We start from the raw sequence: 17,054 nt of genomic DNA on the forward strand, positions 1-17,054 counted from the left end.
GCGGTCCCACGAACGCCGCGAGGGTTCTGTCCGGGTGAGTGCGGGGTACCGGGGAGTTCTGTCGGGTTCCCACAGCAACTTCCTCGGGTTGTCACCCGTTCGGGTGGCTCTGGCGGTCGCGCGCATGTGTGGGTCCTTGGTCCTACGCTCGACGACGGGCCCCGACGAGCGCGCGTCGCCGCCCCGAGCGTCGTCCACCGTCCGCGCGCTGTCCGAGAGGCCCCCATGACGCACGACCCCAGCCCCGCGCGGCCCACCGCCGCGCCGGCCCCCGGCCAGGTCGACCTGCACGGGCGCTCCCCGTGGAGCGTGCTGCCCGCGCTGTGCCTCGGGTTCTTCATGATCATGCTCGACACGACCATCGTGAACATCGCGGTGCCCACGCTCGGGCGCGAGCTGGACGCGAGCATCACGCAGGTCGGCTGGGTGAACAGCGCCTACCTGCTCTCGTTCGCGGTGCTCCTGCTGGTCACGGGGCGGCTCGGGGACCGGTTCGGGCCGCGGCCGGTGTTCATCGCCGGGCTCGTCCTGTTCACCGTGACGTCGGCGGTCTGCGGGCTCGCCGACTCGGTCGCCCTGCTCGTCGCCGCGCGCGCGGTGCAGGGCGTCGGGGCGGCGCTCATGACGCCGCAGACCATGTCGATGATCACGCGCGTGTTCCCCCCCGAGCGGCGCGGCGCCGCGATGGGCGTGTGGGGTGCGGTCGCGGGCGTCGCCACGATCACCGGCCCGGTGCTCGGCGGCGTGCTCGTCGAGACCGTGGGCTGGGAGTACATCTTCTTCATCAACATCCCGGTCGGCGTCGTGGCGCTGTGGTTCGCGGTGCGGACGCTGCCGTCGCTGCCGACGCACGCGCGCTCGTTCGACGTCGTCGGCGTCCTGCTCTCCGTGGTCGGCATGTTCCTGCTGGTGTTCGGGCTGCAGGAGGGCGAGTCCTACGACTGGGGCACCATCCGGGGGCCCGTCTCGGTGTGGCTGGTGATCGGTGCGGGAGTGCTGGTCCTCGCGGCGTTCGTCTGGTGGCAGAACCGGATCGGCGACCGCGCGCTGCTGCCGCTGCGGCTCTTCCACGTGCGCAACTTCTCGCTCGCGAACGTGTCCGGCGCCGCCGTGACGTTCTCGATGACCGGCATCTTCTTCCCGTTCATCATCTACCTGCAGCTCGTGCTGGGGCTCTCGCCGCTGCGGGCCGCGCTCGTCGGGGCGGGCGGCTCGCTCGTGTCCGGCGTCGTCGCGCCGCTCGCGGGACGGCTGTCCGACCGGGTGCCGGCGAAGTGGGTGGTCGCGGCCGGGTTCGCGACCCTCGCCGTGGTCGTCGCGTGGCTGGCCGCCGCGGTGCGGCCGGACGCGCCGGTCTGGACGCTGGTCGTGCCCATGACGGTGTTCGGCATCGGCACCGGCCTGGTGTTCTCGCCGCTGGCGGCGGCCGCGACCGCGGGGCTCGACCAGCGCACCGCGGGTGCGGGAGCGGGCGCCTTCAACACCACGCGGCAGATGGGCGGCGTGGTCGGCTCGGCGGCCGTCGTCGCGATGCTCACGTCACGCCTGTCGGTCGAGGTCCCCGCCGCGGCCGCCGACGCCGCCCGGGACCTCCCCGAGGCGGTGCGTGCGCCCTTCCTCGAGGGGTTCGCGCGGCTCGACCCGTCCGCGCTCTCGAACGGCGCGGCCGGGTTCGCCCCGCCCGACGGGGTCCCGGCCGCGCTCGCCGAGCAGGTGCGCGTGGCCGCGCTCGACGCGGTCCACACGGGCTTCGCCGCCGCGACCGCGCAGACGCTCCTGCTCACCGCGGGCGCGCTCGTGCTCGGGCTCGTGGCCGCGCTCGGGATGCACGCGGTGCGACCCCACGCGCGGCCGGTGACGACGGACACCGCTCGGGAGGTGTCCGGCGCGCGTTGACGAGGACCGACGGGGGCCGGCCCCCGTCGACGCGGGGTGGGTCGCGCCAGGGCGAGCGTCAGCCCTGCGGCGGGCGCGTCATGCTCAGCACGTCGAGCGCCGCGTCGAGCTGCGCCTCGGTGACCTCGCCGCGCTCGACGTAGCCGAGGTCCACGACGGCCTGGCGGATCGTGAGCCCCCGCTTGACCGCGTGCTTCGCGATGGCCGCCGCGGCCTCGTAGCCGATGACGCGGTTGAGCGGCGTGACGATCGACGGCGAGGACTCGGCGTACGCCCGCGCGCGGTCGGCGTTCGCGACGAGACCCGCCACGGTCTTGTCGGCCAGCACCCGGCTCGCGTTGGCGAGCAGGCGGATCGACTCCAGGACCGCCGACGCGATGACCGGGATCTGCACGTTGAGCTCGAACGACCCGGACGCGCCGGCCCACGCGACCGTCGCGTCGTTCCCGACGACGCGCGCCGCGACCATGAGCACCGCCTCGGGCACCACGGGGTTCACCTTGCCCGGCATGATCGACGAGCCCGGCTGCAGGTCGGGGATCGCGATCTCGGACAGGCCGGTGTTCGGGCCGGAGCCCATCCAGCGCAGGTCGTTGCAGATCTTGGTGAGCGACACCGCGATCGTGCGCAGCGCGCCCGAGAGCTCGACCAGCCCGTCGCGCGAGGACTGCGCCTCGAAGTGGTCGCGCGCCTCGGTCAGCGGCAGGCCGGTGTCCTCGCGCAGCAGCTCGATGACGCGCTGCGGGAAGCCGGCGGGCGTGTTGATGCCCGTGCCCACGGCCGTGCCCCCGAGCGGGACCTCCGCCGCGCGGGGGAGGGCCGCCTGCAGGCGCTCGACGCCGTAGCGCACCGCGGCGGCGTACCCGCCGAACTCCTGGCCGAGCGTCACGGGCGTGGCGTCCATGAGGTGCGTGCGCCCGGACTTCACGACCCCGGCCCACTCGTCGGCCTTCGCGCCGAGCGCGCCCGCGAGGTGCTCGAGCGCGGGGACCAGGTCGCGCACGACGCCCGCGGTGGCGGCCACGTGCACGCTCGTCGGGAACACGTCGTTGGACGACTGCGACGCGTTGACGTGGTCGTTGGGGTGCACGGGAGCGCCGAGCGCGAGGGTCGCGAGCGTCGCGAGCACCTCGTTGGTGTTCATGTTCGACGACGTGCCCGAGCCCGTCTGGTAGACGTCGACCGGGAAGTGCGCGTCGTGCAGGCCGGAGGCGACCTCGTCGGCGGCCGCGGCGATCGCCTCGGCGACGTCGCCGGGCAGCACACCGAGCTCGGCGTTGGCCCGCGCGGCGGCCTTCTTGATGCGCGCGAGGGCCTCGATGTGCCCGCGCTCGAGCCGCGAGCCCGAGATCGGGAAGTTCTCGACCGCGCGCTGCGTCTGGGCGCGGTACAGGGCGGTGGCCGGGACCCGGACCTCGCCCATCGTGTCGTGCTCGATCCGGTACTCGACCGCGTCGTCGGGAAGCGCAGAAGTCATGCGCCCATCCTGCCGCACGCGGGACCGGCCGCGGCGCTCCCCGGGCCCGCTCGAGGCGCCCGGGAGCGCGCGGCGCTCAGAGCTCGCCGACGTCGCCGACGACCTCGGCGACCCGCACGCGGCCGTCCGTGAGCGTGTACTCCAGGCCGATGATCGCGCACCGGCCCTGCTCGACGGCGTCCGCGAGCGAGACGGAGTACCCCTGCAGCATGCGCACGGTGTGCTTGACGTGCTCGTGGCCCAGCGTGGCGGCGTCGAGCGACTCGGCGCCCTCGCCCCGGCGCGTGAGGCCGACGACGCTGGGGATCACCCGGTCGACGACCGCCCGCACGAACCCGGGGGGCAGCGTGCCGTCGTTGAGCGCGGACGTCGCGGCGGCCACCGCACCGCAGGAGTCGTGGCCCAGCACGACGACGAGCGGGGTGCCCAGGACCTCGACGCCGTACTCGATCGAGCCGATCACGGTGGTGTCGAGCACGTGCCCGGCGGTGCGCACCACGAACAGGTCGCCGAGCCCGCGGTCGAAGATGATCTCGGCGGCGACGCGCGAGTCGGAGCAGCCGAACAGCACCGCGAACGGGTGCTGGGACTGCGTCACCTCGGCGCGTCGGTCGACGCCTTGCGAGGGGTGCAGCATCTCGCCTGCCACGAACCGGTTGTTGCCGTCCTTGAGCGCGGACCAGGCCTCGGCGGGAGTCATCCGTGTCGTCACGGCGGTCATCGTCGCAAAACCGCGCGGTCCCCGCTCGCCGGTCTCACGCCCGGGCGGTCAGCCGATCATCGCGAGCGTCAGCAGCTTGCCGAGCATCGCGCCCGCGTCGCGGGGCGACTCGCCGTTGTCGACCAGCCGCTCGCGAGCCCGCTTGAGAACCCGCCCGTACGAGGGACGCACCGCGGGGTGCTCGACGGACTCGTGGCCGCGCTCCGCGAGGCGCATGAGGTGCTCGGTCGACATCTCCACCGCCATCCCCGCATGCTCCGCGACGCCGAGGCCCAGGGCCGAGGGGCCCGCGGGGACGTCCGACGGCGACCCGTGCACGGGCAGCTCGGTCTTCGCCTCGGGTCCGAGCGGGCCGCCGAGGTCCGCGAGCCGCTGCGCGACCAGGTCGGGTGCGAGCGTCTTGTCGGGTCGGTCGTACGGCATCGCGGCGAGCTGGGTGTCCATGAGCGCGAGCAGCCCCGCCATGACGTTCTCGCCCTGGCCGCGCAGGCGTGCGCGGTCGCGGCGCTCGCGCGGCGGCAGGCCGTCGACGCGCTGGTGGCCGAGCGCGGCGAGCGCGACCTGGTGCAGGGGCCGCAGACCGGTCATCGACAGCGCGATGGAGTTGCCGGCGCCGTGGATGCCGTTGCGGAAGCCGCAGTAGAGCAGCTCGCTCGCGTCGGCCCACCGGGGGTCGCCGCCGGTGGCGCGGATGCCCTTGGCGGCCTGCGCACGCATGGCCCCGAGCTGCACCGCGCGCTGGTTGGTCTGCTCGAACATCTGGCGCTCGGTGCGCCACTTCCAGTTCCCCTTGTAGATCTCGGCGCCCACGCCGTTGATGGTGATCGCACCGCGCCGGACGGTGCTCAGCGGCGAGAGGGTGTCGTAGAAGCCGAGCGTCGTGGAGGCGAGCAGCGCGAGCGGCGCGCCGGCGTCCTGCGACGGGGTGCTCCTGAGACGCGGCGCGTTCAGGCGCAGCCGGTAGTGCTCCGCGATCGGCGCGACCGCGCGCGCGTCCAGGTCGTGGCTGCCCGAGCCGCCGCGCGTGTGCACGGCGAGCCGGTGCGCGGCGCCGCCGTGCACCGCACCGCCCAGGAGCACGCGCGAGTCGTACCCGCCGGACAGCATGAGACGCACGTCGAGGTCGTCGCGCAGCGCGAGCGTGGTCATCGTGCGGGCGACGAAGGTCGCGACGCCCCGCATCGTCTCGACGGGGTCGAGGTCGACGTCGACGACCCGCGACGCGAGCAGCGGACCGTCCGGCTCGGCGCGCAGCGTACGCAGCGGGATGCGCACCCCCCGCCCGGCGGCGGCGTACGCGACCTCGACGACGTGCGTCTCCTCGCTGATCTGCTGCGAGGCGAAGTTGTTCGGGAACGTGCGCGCGAGCAGCACCTCGGTGCGTTGGGTGACGCCCTGGCCCAACCAGCGCCGCAGGTCGACGAGCACGAGCAGCGAGTCGCTCACCGCGGCGAACCCGTCGCCCGTCGTCGAGGCGAGCGCGACCGAGCCGAGCACGTCGCGACGGGCCACGACGGCGTCGTCGTCCCACTCCAGCAGCACGAACTCGCCCGAGACGCCGTGCGGGTCGGCGTGCGCGCCCGCGGGCATGGCCTGCCAGCCGGCGAGCCCGAAGCCGATCGCGCCGTGCTCGGGCGAGACGGCGGTGCCGCGGAAGAACCGGCCGGGGGCGAGGCTCGCGCCGAGGTCCCGGCTCACCAGGAGCAGGACCGTGCGCTCGTCGAGGTCGACGAACCGGTGCTCGGACCCCACGGACCCGCGGACCGTGAGCCACTCGCGGACGCGGGGGACGACGTCACGGCGCAGCACTGCGCCGAGGTAGTTCGACACAGCAGGACGGTAGCGCTCGCGCCGGGCGCACCGGGCGGAACGCGCACAGCGCGACGAACGTGCACAAGACGTCCACGAACCCTCCCGCGCGCTCTCGACGTGCGGCGGCCCCGCGCGGGGTGTACCCAGGACCCAGCACGACGAGGCGCAACGGACGGAGGCCACCGTGGGTCGACGCACCCGCCACCTCGCGGCGGTCGCCGCGGTCGCGGTCGCACTGCCCCTCGCGGCGTGCGCGGCCGAGTCCGGGCCACCGACGCTCACGTGGTACATCAACCCGGACAACGGCGGCCAGGTCGAGATCGCGGCGCGCTGCACCCAGGAGGCGGACGGCAGGTACCGGCTGGCGACGGAGGTCCTGCCGCGCGACGCGGCGTCGCAGCGGGAGCAGCTCGCGCGGCGGCTCGCGGCGAAGGACTCGTCGATCGACATCATGAGCCTCGACCCGCCGTTCATCCCCGAGCTCGCGGAGCCCGGGTTCCTCGCGCCGATCCCGAAGGACGTGGCCCAGAAGGTCACGACCGACGTGGTGCAGGGTGCGCTGGACGGCGCGACGTGGAAGGACGAGCTCGTCGCGATCCCGTTCTGGGCGAACACGCAGCTGCTCTGGTACCGCAAGTCGGTCGCCGAGGCCGCGGGGCTGGACCCCGCCAAGGAGCCGGTGACGTGGCAGCAGATCATGGACGCCGCCAAGGAGCAGGGGAAGGTCCTCGGTGTGCAGGGCGCGAAGGCCGAGTCGCTCACGGTGTGGGTGAACGCGCTGGTCGAGTCCGCGGGCGGGCACGTGCTGGAGAACCCCGAGGCCCCGGCCGACGAGCTGCGCCTCGGGCTCGAGTCCGACGCGGGCCGCGCCGCGGCCGAGATCATCGGCACGATCGGGCGCGAAGGGCTGGGCGGTGCGGGCCTGCCCACCGCCGACGAGAACGCGACCATGACGGTCTTCCAGCGGGACAGCGGCTCGTTCATGGTGAACTGGCCGTTCGTGTGGTCGGCGACCAACGCCGCGGTCGAGGACGGCACGCTGGACGCGTCGCTCGTCGACGACATCGGCTGGGCGCTGTACCCGCGCGTCGACGCGGACACCGAGTCCCGCCCGCCGTACGGCGGCATCAGCCTGGGCATCGGCGCGTTCAGCGAGCACGTCGACCTCGCGCTCGAGGCGGCGCAGTGCATCGTCACTCCCGAGAACCAGGCCGAGTACTTCGCGACGAACGGCAACCCGCCCGCGTCGACGAAGGCGTACGACGACCCCGCGGTCCGCAAGGCGTTCCCCATGGCGGACGTCATCCGCGAGTCGCTCGAGCAGGCCGCGCCGCGGCCGCAGACGCCGTACTACAACGAGGTGTCCACCGGCCTGCAGGAGACGTGGCACCCGCCGGCCGACGTGGACCCCGACACCACACCGCGCCGGTCCACCGACTTCATCACCGCCGTCCTGCGAGGGGAGGCGCTGCTGTGACCACGTCCATCCCGCCGGGGGCCGGAGCGGACGCCCGGTCCCGGACCACCCCCGAACCGGACCCGGACCCGGGCACGGGCACGACCAGGCGCGGGCGGCCGCGCCTGAGCGACCGTGCGCGCGACGAGGCGCGGCTCGGCTGGTGGCTCGCCGGCCCCGCGTTCGTCGTGATGGTCGCGGTGACCATCTACCCGATCCTGCAGGCGTTCTACGACTCGCTGTTCTCCTACCGGCTGACCGCACCCGACGAGCGTGCGTTCAACGGCGGTGAGAACTACGTCGTCGTGCTGAGCGACCCGGTGTGGTGGCAGGCGTTCGCGGTGACCGCGCTCATCACGGTCGTCACCGTGCTCGTCGAGCTCGTGCTGGGCTTCCTGCTCGCGCTCGTCATGCACCGCGCGATCCAGCGGCTGCGCGGCGTCCTGCGCACCGCGATCCTCGTGCCCTACGGGATCATCACGGTCGTCTCCGCGTTCGCGTGGTTCTACGCGTTCGACATCAGCTCCGGGTTCGTCAACCACTGGTTCGACTGGGTGCCGGGCGTCGACCCGGACCTCAACTGGTTCGCCCACCAGGGCACGAGCCTGGCCGTCATCATGGCGTCCGAGATCTGGAAGACCACGCCGTTCATCTCGCTCCTGCTGCTCGCGGGGCTCTCGCAGGTCCCCGGTGAGCTCGAGGAGGCGGCGGAGGTCGACGGCGCGACGTGGGCGCAGCGGCTGCAGCGCGTGGTCCTGCCGAACATGAAGGCCGCGATCATGGTCGCGGTCCTGTTCCGGGCGCTGGACGCGTTCCGCATCTTCGACAACGTCTTCATCATGACGAACGGCGCGAACGGCACGACGGTGCTGTCCCTGCTGGCCTACCGCACGTCGATCGGGCGCCTCGAGATCGGCCTCGGCTCCGCGATCTCCGTGCTGCTGTTCTTCTGCGTCATCGGGATCTGCTTCATCGCGATCAAGCTGTTCAAGGTGGACCTGGCCAGCGCGAGGGGGGAGGGCTGATGCGCACGCTCACGACCCGCATGAAGGTCGGGTGGGCCGTCATCACCGTCGTCGTCATGGTGTGGGCGCTCCTGCCCGTCGTGTCGATCATCGCGACCTCGTTCAAGCTGCCCAGCCAGCTCAACCTCGGCACGTTCTGGCCCAAGACGTGGACGACGACGAACTACGAGCAGATCTTCGTCGGCTCCGCGAAGGACCTGTTCCTGCCCGCGCTGCGCAACTCCATCGGCATCTCGCTGATCGCCACGTTCGTCGCCGTGGTCCTCGCGACCCTGGCGGCGTACGCGATCGCGCGGCTCGACTTCCGCGGCAAGCGGCTCATCCTCACCACCGCGCTCGGCGTCTCGATCTTCCCCGTCATCTCGATCGTCACGCCGCTGTTCAACCTGTGGCGCAGCATCGGCCTGTACGACACGTGGCTGGGCCTGATCATCCCGTACCTGTCGCTCACGCTGCCGATCTCCATCTGGACCCTCGCCGCGTTCTTCCGGCAGATCCCGTGGGAGCTCGAGCAGGCCGCGCAGGTGGACGGCGCGACGCCGTGGCAGGCGTTCCGCAAGGCGATCGTGCCGCTCGCCGCGCCCGGGGTGTTCACGACCGCGCTCATCGCGTTCTTCATCGCGTGGAACGACTTCGTCTACGGCATCTCGCTGACCTCGACGTCCGCCGCGCGGCCGGTCCCCGCCGCGCTCGCGTTCTTCACCGGCGCGTCGCAGTTCGAGGAGCCGACGGGCGCGATCTCCGCCGCCGCGGTCGTCGTGACCGTCCCCGTCGTCATCCTGGTGCTGCTGTTCCAGCGCCAGATCGTGTCCGGCCTGACCCAGGGCGCCGTCAAGGGCTGAACAAGGAGACTTCCGATGGCCGCCATCACCCTCAAGGACATCGTCAAGCGCTACGGCGACGGGTTCCTCGCCGTCAAGGGCGTGAGCCTCGACATCGCGGACGGCGAGTTCGTGATCCTCGTCGGGCCGTCCGGCTGCGGGAAGTCCACGCTGCTGCGCATGATCGTCGGGCTCGAGGACATCACGTCCGGCGAGCTGCGCATCGGCGACGAGGTCGTCAACGACAAGGCGCCCCGCGAGCGGCACCTCGCGATGGTGTTCCAGAACTACGCGCTGTACCCGCACCTGACGGTGTTCGAGAACATCGCGTTCCCGCTGCGCCTCACCAAGGGCCAGTTCACCGAGGACGAGATCCGCGCGAAGGTCGAGCACGCCGCGTCCACCCTCGAGCTCCAGGACCACCTGCAGCGCAAGCCCGCGAACCTCTCGGGCGGCCAGCGGCAGCGCGTCGCGATGGGCCGGGCGATCGTGCGTGACGCGAACGCGTTCCTGTTCGACGAGCCGCTGTCGAACCTCGACGCGAAGCTGCGCGGCCAGATGCGCACCGAGATCGCCCGCATGCAACGCCGGCTCGGCACGACGACCGTGTACGTCACGCACGACCAGACCGAGGCCATGACCCTCGGCGACCGCGTCGCGGTGCTGCGCAAGGGCGAGCTCCAGCAGGTCGCGTCACCGCGCGGGCTGTACGAGCAGCCCGTGAACCTGTTCGTCGCCGGGTTCATCGGCTCGCCGCCCATGAACTTCCTGCCGGGCGAGGTCGTCGACGGCGAGCTGCGCCTGCCGTTCGCGCAGGTCCCGCTGTCCGACGACCTGCGCTCGCGGATCGGTGAGCGGGGCGTCGTCATCGTCGGGCTGCGCCCCGAGCACTTCGCGGACGCCGCGCTGCTCGAGGACGGCAAGCGCGACGCCGGCCACACGTTCGACACCGAGGTCGACGTCACCGAGTGGCTCGGCTCCGACCTGTACGCCTACGTGCCGTTCGAGACGAGCCACGAGGTCGCGGGCACGCTCGAGGAGCTCGACCGCGACCTCGACGGCGAGGGGCTGCGCACGCAGCTCGTCGTCGCGCTCGACTCGGAGTCCCGGATCCGGGACGGCGACACCGCGACGCTGTGGTTCGACCCCGCCAAGCTCCTCGTCTTCGACCCGGAGACCGGCGAGAACCTCACGTTCGACGCCGACCGTGCGCGCGAGATCGACGAGCAGAACGAGGCCGACCGCAAGGCGTCGCTCGAGCGGGCGCAGGCACGCGAGAAGAAGGAGAGCGCCGCGGCCGGTCGGTGACCTCGGGTCAGTCCAGCTCGTGCGCGCGCGGCGGGTTGGCGCCCGCACGCGAGACCGTGACCGCCGCGATGCGCGCGCACCGTCGCAGCACCGCCTCGACGGTCGGTGCCGCGACGTCCCGCAGCGCGGCGCGCCGGTCGGCACCCAGCAGGCCCGCCGACCACAGCCCGTCGACCAGTCCGCCCATGAACGAGTCGCCCGCACCCACGGTGTCGACGACCGTCACGTGCGGGGCCGCGACGCGCAGGCGCGCCCCCGCGGCGGTGGCCGCGAACGCACCGTCCCCGCCGTGGGTCACGACGACGAGCGCGGGCCCCCGCTGCGCCCACTCCTCGGCGATCTCCGCGGGCGCGACGCCCGGGTGCAGCCACGCGAGGTCCTCGTCGCTGACCTTCACGACGTCGGACAGCGCGACCATCGCCTCGACGTACGGCAGCGCGTGCTGCGGCGTCCCCATGAGCGCGGGCCGCAGGTTCGGGTCGTACGTGACCGTGGAGGTGGGGCGCAGCCGCGTCACCTCGTGCGCGACGCGCGCCGCGCCCGGCTCCAGCACGGCCGCGATCGACCCCGTGTGCACCACGAGCGGCGGGACGTCGTCACCGTCCCACGCGTGCGGCAGGTCCCACTCGAGCTCGAACTCGTAGGTCGCGACCCCCGCGGCGTCCAGGTGCGCGGTCGCGAGCGGCGTGCGCACCGCACCGCGGTCCCCGCGCAGGACGCGCACGCCCGACGCGGCCAGGTGGCGGCGCACCAGGTCGCCCTCGGCGTCCACCCCGAGCCACGTGAGCAGGTCGACCGCGCGGCCCAGGCGGCCGAGCCCGAGCGCCACGTTCGCGGGGCTGCCGCCCGGGTGCTCCTCGCGCGTGCCGTCGGCGCGCGCCACGACGTCGATCAGCGCCTCGCCGACGACGAGCGCGCGCTCGTGCGGCGTGCCCGGGCCCACGGGCTGCGCGCTCACGCCTCCCCCTCCTCGTCGTTCGTCCCGCGCGCGGCGGCGAGGCGCTCCCGCGCCCCGTCGAGCCACTGCTGGCACCGCGCCGCGAGCGCCTCGCCGCGCTCCCACAGCGCGAGCGACTCCTCGAGCGACTCGGCGCCGCTCTCGAGCCGCGTCACCACCGCGACGAGCTCGTCGCGCGCCTGCTCGTAGGTCAGCCCGGGGACGTCGTCGTTCGCGGCCTGCGCCGCGGGCGCGGGTGAGGTCTGCTTCGGCACGTCCGCCAGTCAACCAGACCCCGCCCACGCCCGGACCATGGCCCGGCCCGTGCGCCCGGTCTCAGGTGTGCGTGACCTGCGCCGCGAGCTCACCGCGCGCGACCCGCACGCGCAGCGCGTCGCCCACCGCGACCTCGTCGGGGTCCCGCACGACCGCGCCGTCCGCGCGCTGCACCACCGCGTACCCGCGGTCGAGCGTCGCCGCGGGGGACAACGCCCGCACGTGGCCCGCGAGGCCCCGCACCTCGGTCTGCGCCCGGTCGAGCAGGTGCTCGAGCGTGCGCCGGGCCGACTCGCGCAGCGCGAGCACGCGGGTCTCGTGCGCGTCGACGAGCGTGCCGGGCCGCGCGAGCGCGGGGCGGCTGCGCCAGTGCTCGAGCGCCGTCTGCTCCCGGGCCAGGCGCTGCGTGAGCGCCGCGCGGGACCGCAGCCGGGCCTGCGCGATCCGCGCGCGCTCCTCGGCCACGTCCGGCACGACGCGCTTGGCCGCGTCCGTCGGGGTCGACGCGCGCAGGTCGGCGACGAGGTCGAGCAGCGGTGCGTCGAGGTGGTGCCCGATCGCGCTGACCAGCGGGGTCCGGCACGCCGCGGCCGCACGCACGAGCGCCTCGTTGCTGAACGGGAGCAGGTCCTCGAACGAGCCGCCGCCGCGGGCGACCACGATCACCTCGACCTCGGGCCGCGCGTCGAGCTCCGCGATCGCGGCGCTCACCTCCGGTACCGCGCGCGGACCCTGCACCGTCACGCGGCGGATCTCGAAGCGCACCGCGGGCCACCGGCCGCGCGCGTTCGACACGACGTCGTGCTCCGCGTCGCCCTGCTGCGCGCACACCAGCCCCACGACGGCCGGCAGGAACGGCAGCCGCTTCTTGCGCGACTCGTCGAACAGCCCTTCGGCACCCAGCACGCGCCGCAGGTGCTCGATGCGCTCCAGCAGCTCCCCGAGCCCGACGAGCCGTACGTCGTCCGCCGCGAACGACAGGCTCCCGCGCTTGAGGTGGTACGTGGGCCGCGCGTGCACGACGAGGTGCGCACCGTCACCGACCCCCTTGCCGAGGCGCGCCACGCTCGCCGCGCTCGTCGTCACCGAGATCGACATGTCGACGTCGGTGTCCCGCAGCGTGAGGAAGCACGTGGTGTTCCAGCGCTTGAGGTCGAGCACCTGCCCCTCGATCCAGACCGGCGGCATGCGCTGCACGTAGTCGGCGATCTTGGGCGCGAGGTGGCGCACGGGCCACGGCCGGTCCGGCGTCGTGTCCGCCGCCCGCAGGGGCAGCGGCTCGCGTGGTGTCGTCTCGCTCACGCCCCCAGCCTGCCGCACGCGGCCCACACACCCTCGTCCCGGGCGCGTCCGACGTGCCCACCTGCGGCCCCGGCGCGCCGGGGTGACGACGCGCCGGTCGGGCGTTCCCCCGCACGGGGCGAGCGGTTATGGTCTGCGCGTGCATCGCCGACGGACCCGCCACCCAGCGCGTCATCTGGCGGTCATCTCGGTCCTGGTGCTCGCCGTCCTGCTCGGCGGTGCGACCGCGACGACGTCCGTCGCGCGCGCCCAGGCCGCCTCCGCGGCCCTCTCGCAGGGCGAGTCCGCGGCCCGCCGCGTGAGCGCGTTCTCCGCCGAGCGGCTCTCGCTGCTCGCGGCGCGCAAGGCCCACGAGCTCGAGGTCGCGATCGAGCGTGACCGGGTGCGCCGGCAGATCGAGCTCGACCGGATGGTCGCGGCCTCGCGCCCGCAGCGCTCGGGCGAGGTCGTCGCGACGTTCTCCGGCAACCGGGTCGACGTCGCCCGCACGCCGCCCGAGAGCGGCTCGCCGCCCATGCAGGTGCTGCGCCGCAGCACCGTCGAGGTCGCGATCGCGTCGGCCGGCGAGAAGCGCCTCGTCACGCTCCAGGTCCCGTCCGTCCTGCGCCCCGGACCAGGGTCCAACCGGCAGGTCATGGGGCAGTGGCGCGTCGTGTGCGCGCCGGGCGAGGGCGAGCCCGGCCGCGTCGTCACGAGCGAGGCCGACGACGGCGACGCGACGAGCTCGAAGAGCACCACGCGCAACCTCCTGGCGTGGGACGCGTCGACCGTGACCGTGCGCTCGCTGTTCACGTTCACGCTCCCCGGGACGTACGCGTGCCACGGCAGCTGGGGCGCGCGCAGCTCCGTCGCGGTGCAGGACGACCGCGTCACGCAGATCAGCGCGCAGCCCGGCACGCTCACCGTCTCCGACGTGCTGAACGACGACGTCGACGCCAAGCAGTGCTTCTGGACCCCCCGGTTCGGCACGTCCGGGGCGCTGCCGACGAGCTGCGCGTACAGCTCGCCCCTCCAGGGCGACCAGGCGCGCCTCGTGCCCGGCGGTCCGTCCGCGCACGTCAACCGGATGACCGCGTTCGTCGCGGCCCCCACCGACACCGAGCCCGGCCGGTGGATGCGTGCCTCGGCCACGATCCACGTGACCAGCTGCGCCGCCGAGCAGTACCGCGGCACCTGCCGCCCCGAGGACCGCAAGAAGGGCACGTTCACCCGGTTCCTCGGCAAGCTCCTGCTGCGCGACGCGAACGGCGACCCGTACCCCGCCTCGTGCGTGCAGCTCGCGGGCGGTGTCCGGGGGTGGCAGAAGCTCGACGTGTCGGGCAAGGTCCACCACGACCAGCTGCAGTTCGACCTGCGTTTCCGCGTGCTGCCCGGGTGCTCGCCCGAGGTCCTGCTGCTCTCGACGGTGAGCGCGCAGAAGATGAAGGGCGCGACCGCCGGCGAGGTCCACGACCTGTCCTCCCAGATCCTGGTCGTCGTCGACGAGCACGTAGGATCGGGCAGGTGACCAACCGACGCGTGCTCCTCGCCGCCCCCCGCGGCTACTGCGCGGGCGTCGACCGCGCCGTCATCGCGGTGGAGAAGGCGCTCGAGCACTACGGCGCCCCCGTGTACGTGCGCAAGGAGATCGTCCACAACAAGTACGTCGTGGAGACGCTCGCCGCGCGCGGCGCGGTGTTCGTGGACGAGACCGACGAGGTGCCGCAGGGCGCGCGGGTCGTGTTCTCGGCCCACGGTGTCTCGCCCGCCGTGCACGCGGCTGCGGCGGCACGCTCGCTGCAGACCATCGACGCGACGTGCCCGCTGGTGACGAAGGTGCACAAGGAGGCCGTCCGCTTCGCCTCCGACGACTACGACATCCTGCTCATCGGCCACACCGGCCACGAGGAGGTCGAGGGCACGCAGGGTGAGGCGCCGGAGCACATCCAGGTCGTGAACTCCCCGGACGACGTGGACGACGTCGTGGTGCGCGACCCCGCCAAGGTCGTGTGGATCTCGCAGACCACCCTGTCGGTCGACGAGACCATGGAGACGGTGCGCCGGCTGCGTGAGCGGTTCCCGTCGCTCCAGGACCCGCCCAGCGACGACATCTGCTACGCGACGCAGAACCGCCAGGTCGCGGTGAAGAAGATCGCGCCGCACTGCGACGTGGTCGTCACGGTCGGCTCGGCGAACTCGTCGAACTCCGTGCGGCTGGTCGAGGTGGCGCTCGAGAACGGGGCGCGCGCGTCCTACCGGATCGACCAGGCGTCCGAGATGGACCCGGAGTGGTTCGTGGGCGCGACGACCGTGGGCGTCACCTCGGGCGCGTCCGTGCCGGAGATCCTCGTGCGCGACGTGCTCGACCGGCTCGCGTCGTTCGGGTTCGCGGACGTCGAGGAGGTCCGCACGGCGACCGAGGACCTCATGTTCTCGCTGCCGCGCGAGCTGCGCGCCGACCTCAAGGCGTCCGGCAACGCGCCGGCCCGCCCGCGCCGCGGCACGCGTCGCTCGCTCGACGTCACGCCGGCCTGACCGACGCCTCGCCCGGCTCGTCCTCGCCCCGCGTGCGGGGCGCCTGATCGGCGAGCGCCCGCTCGTCGCGCTGGGCGCTCGTGTCGAAGCCGTCGACGTCGTCGACCTCGTCGGGCCGACCACCGGCCCGGTCGCTGCCGTCGAGCCCGTCGAGGCTCACGAGCTGGTCGCTCGCGGACGCCAGCAGCTCGGGGGCGCTGAGCGCCGACAGGCGCGGGTCCGCCGGGGGCGGGCTCACCAGGTCCTCGCTCACCACCCCGAGCTCGGCGAACCGCCGCGCGCTCACCAGGACGCGCGTCTCGAGCGAGCCGACCGTCTTGTTGTAGGCCTCGGCCGCGGCGTCGATCGAGCGCCCCAGGCGCGTCAGGTGCCCGCCGAGCGTGGCGATCCGGCCGTGCAGCTCCTTGCCGAGCGACAGCACCCGCTGGGCGTTCGCGGCGAGCGCGTCCTGGCGCCACGCGTACGCGACCGTGCGCAGCAGCGCGAGCAACGTGGCGGGCGTCGCGACGACGACGTTGCGGTCCGCCGCGTACTCCCACAGCGTCGGGTCCTCCTCGACAGCGGCGTGCCAGAACGCCTCGGTGGGGACGAACATCACGACGAACTCGGGCGCGGGCGCGAACTGGTCCCAGTACCGCTTCGCCGCCAGCGAGTCGACGTGCGCGCGCATGTGCCGTGCGTGCGCCGCGAGCCGCTGGGCCCGCACGCCCTCGTCGGTCGCCTCGTGCGCCTCGAGGAAGCCGAGGAACGCGACCTTCGCGTCCACGACGAGGTGCTTGCCGCCCGCCAGGTGCACCACCATGTCCGGGCGCTGCAGGCCCTCGTCCGTGCGCACCTGCTCCTGCTCGACGAAGTCGACGTGCGCGAGCATCCCGGCGGACTCGACGACCCGGCGCAGCTGCGTCTCGCCCCAGCGCCCGCGGACCTGCGAGGACCGCAGCGCGGTGACGAGCTGCGCGGTCTCGGTGCGCACGCGCTCGGACGCCACCCGCATCGTCTCGACCTGCTCCCGCAGCGCGGCGTCGCTGGCCGCGCGCGCCCGGTCCGCCGCGGCGACCTGGCCCCGCACCTCGTCGAGCGTGCGGGTCAGCGGCTCCACGAGCTCGCGGACCGCCTGCTCGCGCTGCGCGAGCTCGCCCACCTGCGTCTGCCGGTCGGCGGCGAACCGCTGCGACGCGAGCGCGAGGAACTGCTCGGAGGACTGCGCGAGCGCGTCGGACGCGAGCGCGCGGAACTGCTCGGCCGAGCGCGCGGACGCCTCGATCGCGGCGGCCCGCTCCGACTCGAGGCGCGCGCCCGCCGCCGCGGCGGCGACCTCCGCGCGCCGCACCGCGGCCTCGGACCGGCGCGACGCGCCCGCCCACGCCACGGCGCCCCCGGCGACCACGCCGACGACCAGCCCCACGAGCACCCCGAGCAGCAGCTGTCCCATGCGCCGAACCGTGCCAGACACCACCGACACGCGCCCCGGCCGCAGGTCAGCGGCCCCGTGCGGGACCACGGACCGCC

14 protein-coding genes are annotated in these 17,054 nt (G+C 73.8%); 7 read left to right on the top strand and 7 right to left on the bottom strand.

Annotated features, from left to right (window positions below; genetic code table 11):
* Positions 1–225 precede the first annotated feature (225 nt).
* Positions 226–1,896, top strand: a complete 1,671-nt coding sequence (locus tag CUD01_RS01425) for a DHA2 family efflux MFS transporter permease subunit (protein WP_141318095.1) — start codon at positions 226–228, stop codon at positions 1,894–1,896.
* Between the two features lie 58 nt (positions 1,897–1,954).
* On the opposite strand, the gene CUD01_RS01430 is transcribed toward CUD01_RS01425, so the two are convergent.
* From CUD01_RS01430 to CUD01_RS01440, 3 genes are all read right to left on the bottom strand, one after another.
* Positions 1,955–3,373, bottom strand: a complete 1,419-nt coding sequence (locus CUD01_RS01430; protein ID WP_141318097.1) for a class II fumarate hydratase — start codon at positions 3,371–3,373, stop codon at positions 1,955–1,957.
* Between the two features lie 76 nt (positions 3,374–3,449).
* Positions 3,450–4,094: a carbonic anhydrase gene (locus CUD01_RS01435; protein WP_141318099.1), complete on the bottom strand. Its 645-nt coding sequence runs from the start codon at positions 4,092–4,094 to the stop codon at positions 3,450–3,452.
* 48 nt (positions 4,095–4,142) lie between these two features.
* Complete coding sequence (locus tag CUD01_RS01440; RefSeq protein WP_141318101.1) at positions 4,143–5,924, bottom strand: hypothetical protein; 1,782 nt, start codon at positions 5,922–5,924, stop codon at positions 4,143–4,145.
* 166 nt (positions 5,925–6,090) lie between these two features.
* Here CUD01_RS01440 and CUD01_RS01445 point away from each other — a divergent pair, with 166 nt between their 5' ends.
* The 4 genes from CUD01_RS01445 to CUD01_RS01460 all read left to right on the top strand — a co-directional run bounded on the left by CUD01_RS01445 (position 6,091) and on the right by CUD01_RS01460 (position 10,516).
* Complete coding sequence (locus tag CUD01_RS01445) at positions 6,091–7,383, top strand: extracellular solute-binding protein (protein ID WP_141318103.1); 1,293 nt, start codon at positions 6,091–6,093, stop codon at positions 7,381–7,383.
* Between the two features lie 104 nt (positions 7,384–7,487).
* Positions 7,488–8,387, top strand: a complete 900-nt coding sequence (locus CUD01_RS01450) for a carbohydrate ABC transporter permease (protein ID WP_208405599.1) — start codon at positions 7,488–7,490, stop codon at positions 8,385–8,387.
* Positions 8,387–9,229, top strand: a complete 843-nt coding sequence (locus CUD01_RS01455; protein WP_141318105.1) for a carbohydrate ABC transporter permease — start codon at positions 8,387–8,389, stop codon at positions 9,227–9,229. Before CUD01_RS01450 ends, CUD01_RS01455 begins: the two co-directional genes overlap by 1 nt.
* Positions 9,230–9,244: 15 nt before the next feature.
* The gene (locus tag CUD01_RS01460; RefSeq protein ID WP_141318107.1) at positions 9,245–10,516 is read left to right on the top strand and encodes an ABC transporter ATP-binding protein; all 1,272 of its coding nucleotides are present in this window, start codon (positions 9,245–9,247) and stop codon (positions 10,514–10,516) included.
* Between the two features lie 7 nt (positions 10,517–10,523).
* Here the strand turns inward: CUD01_RS01460 and CUD01_RS01465 are convergent, their stop codons facing one another.
* The 3 genes from CUD01_RS01465 to xseA all read right to left on the bottom strand — a co-directional run bounded on the left by CUD01_RS01465 (position 10,524) and on the right by xseA (position 13,031).
* Positions 10,524–11,474, bottom strand: coding sequence for a carbohydrate kinase family protein (locus tag CUD01_RS01465; protein WP_218023825.1), 951 nt, complete (start codon positions 11,472–11,474; stop codon positions 10,524–10,526).
* Entirely contained in the window at positions 11,471–11,728 is a 258-nt protein-coding gene (locus CUD01_RS01470; protein ID WP_141318109.1) for an exodeoxyribonuclease VII small subunit, read from the bottom strand. The genes CUD01_RS01465 and CUD01_RS01470 overlap by 4 nt, the downstream gene beginning before the upstream one ends.
* Positions 11,729–11,789: 61 nt before the next feature.
* Positions 11,790–13,031 (bottom strand): exodeoxyribonuclease VII large subunit, encoded by a 1,242-nt coding sequence (xseA, locus tag CUD01_RS01475; RefSeq protein WP_141318111.1) that lies wholly within the window; start codon positions 13,029–13,031, stop codon positions 11,790–11,792.
* Positions 13,032–13,170: 139 nt separating this feature from the next.
* Here xseA and CUD01_RS01480 point away from each other — a divergent pair, with 139 nt between their 5' ends.
* Together CUD01_RS01480 and CUD01_RS01485 are read left to right on the top strand one after the other, a co-directional pair.
* Complete coding sequence (locus CUD01_RS01480) at positions 13,171–14,538, top strand: hypothetical protein (protein ID WP_141318113.1); 1,368 nt, start codon at positions 13,171–13,173, stop codon at positions 14,536–14,538.
* On the top strand, positions 14,526–15,545 hold the full coding sequence (locus CUD01_RS01485) for a 4-hydroxy-3-methylbut-2-enyl diphosphate reductase (protein WP_141318206.1): 1,020 nt from the start codon (positions 14,526–14,528) through the stop codon (positions 15,543–15,545). The genes CUD01_RS01480 and CUD01_RS01485 overlap by 13 nt, the downstream gene beginning before the upstream one ends.
* Here the strand turns inward: CUD01_RS01485 and CUD01_RS01490 are convergent.
* Positions 15,532–16,977: a DNA recombination protein RmuC gene (locus CUD01_RS01490; RefSeq protein ID WP_141318115.1), complete on the bottom strand. Its 1,446-nt coding sequence runs from the start codon at positions 16,975–16,977 to the stop codon at positions 15,532–15,534. The genes CUD01_RS01485 and CUD01_RS01490 overlap by 14 nt on opposite strands.
* Positions 16,978–17,054 lie beyond the last annotated feature (77 nt).

Source organism: Cellulomonas uda, from assembly GCF_006538705.1.
GTDB classification, from domain to species: domain Bacteria; phylum Actinomycetota; class Actinomycetes; order Actinomycetales; family Cellulomonadaceae; genus Cellulomonas; species Cellulomonas uda.

Coding starts and splice junctions, on each gene's coding strand:
- CUD01_RS01490 (WP_141318115.1), bottom strand. CDS start 16,977: ATGGGACAGCTGCTGCTCGGGGTGCTCGTGGGGCTGGTCGTCGGCGTG.
- CUD01_RS01435 (WP_141318099.1), bottom strand. CDS start 4,094: ATGACCGCCGTGACGACACGGATGACTCCCGCCGAGGCCTGGTCCGCG.
- CUD01_RS01460 (WP_141318107.1), top strand. CDS start 9,245: ATGGCCGCCATCACCCTCAAGGACATCGTCAAGCGCTACGGCGACGGG.
- CUD01_RS01455 (WP_141318105.1), top strand. CDS start 8,387: ATGCGCACGCTCACGACCCGCATGAAGGTCGGGTGGGCCGTCATCACC.
- CUD01_RS01425 (WP_141318095.1), top strand. CDS start 226: ATGACGCACGACCCCAGCCCCGCGCGGCCCACCGCCGCGCCGGCCCCC.
- CUD01_RS01430 (WP_141318097.1), bottom strand. CDS start 3,373: ATGACTTCTGCGCTTCCCGACGACGCGGTCGAGTACCGGATCGAGCAC.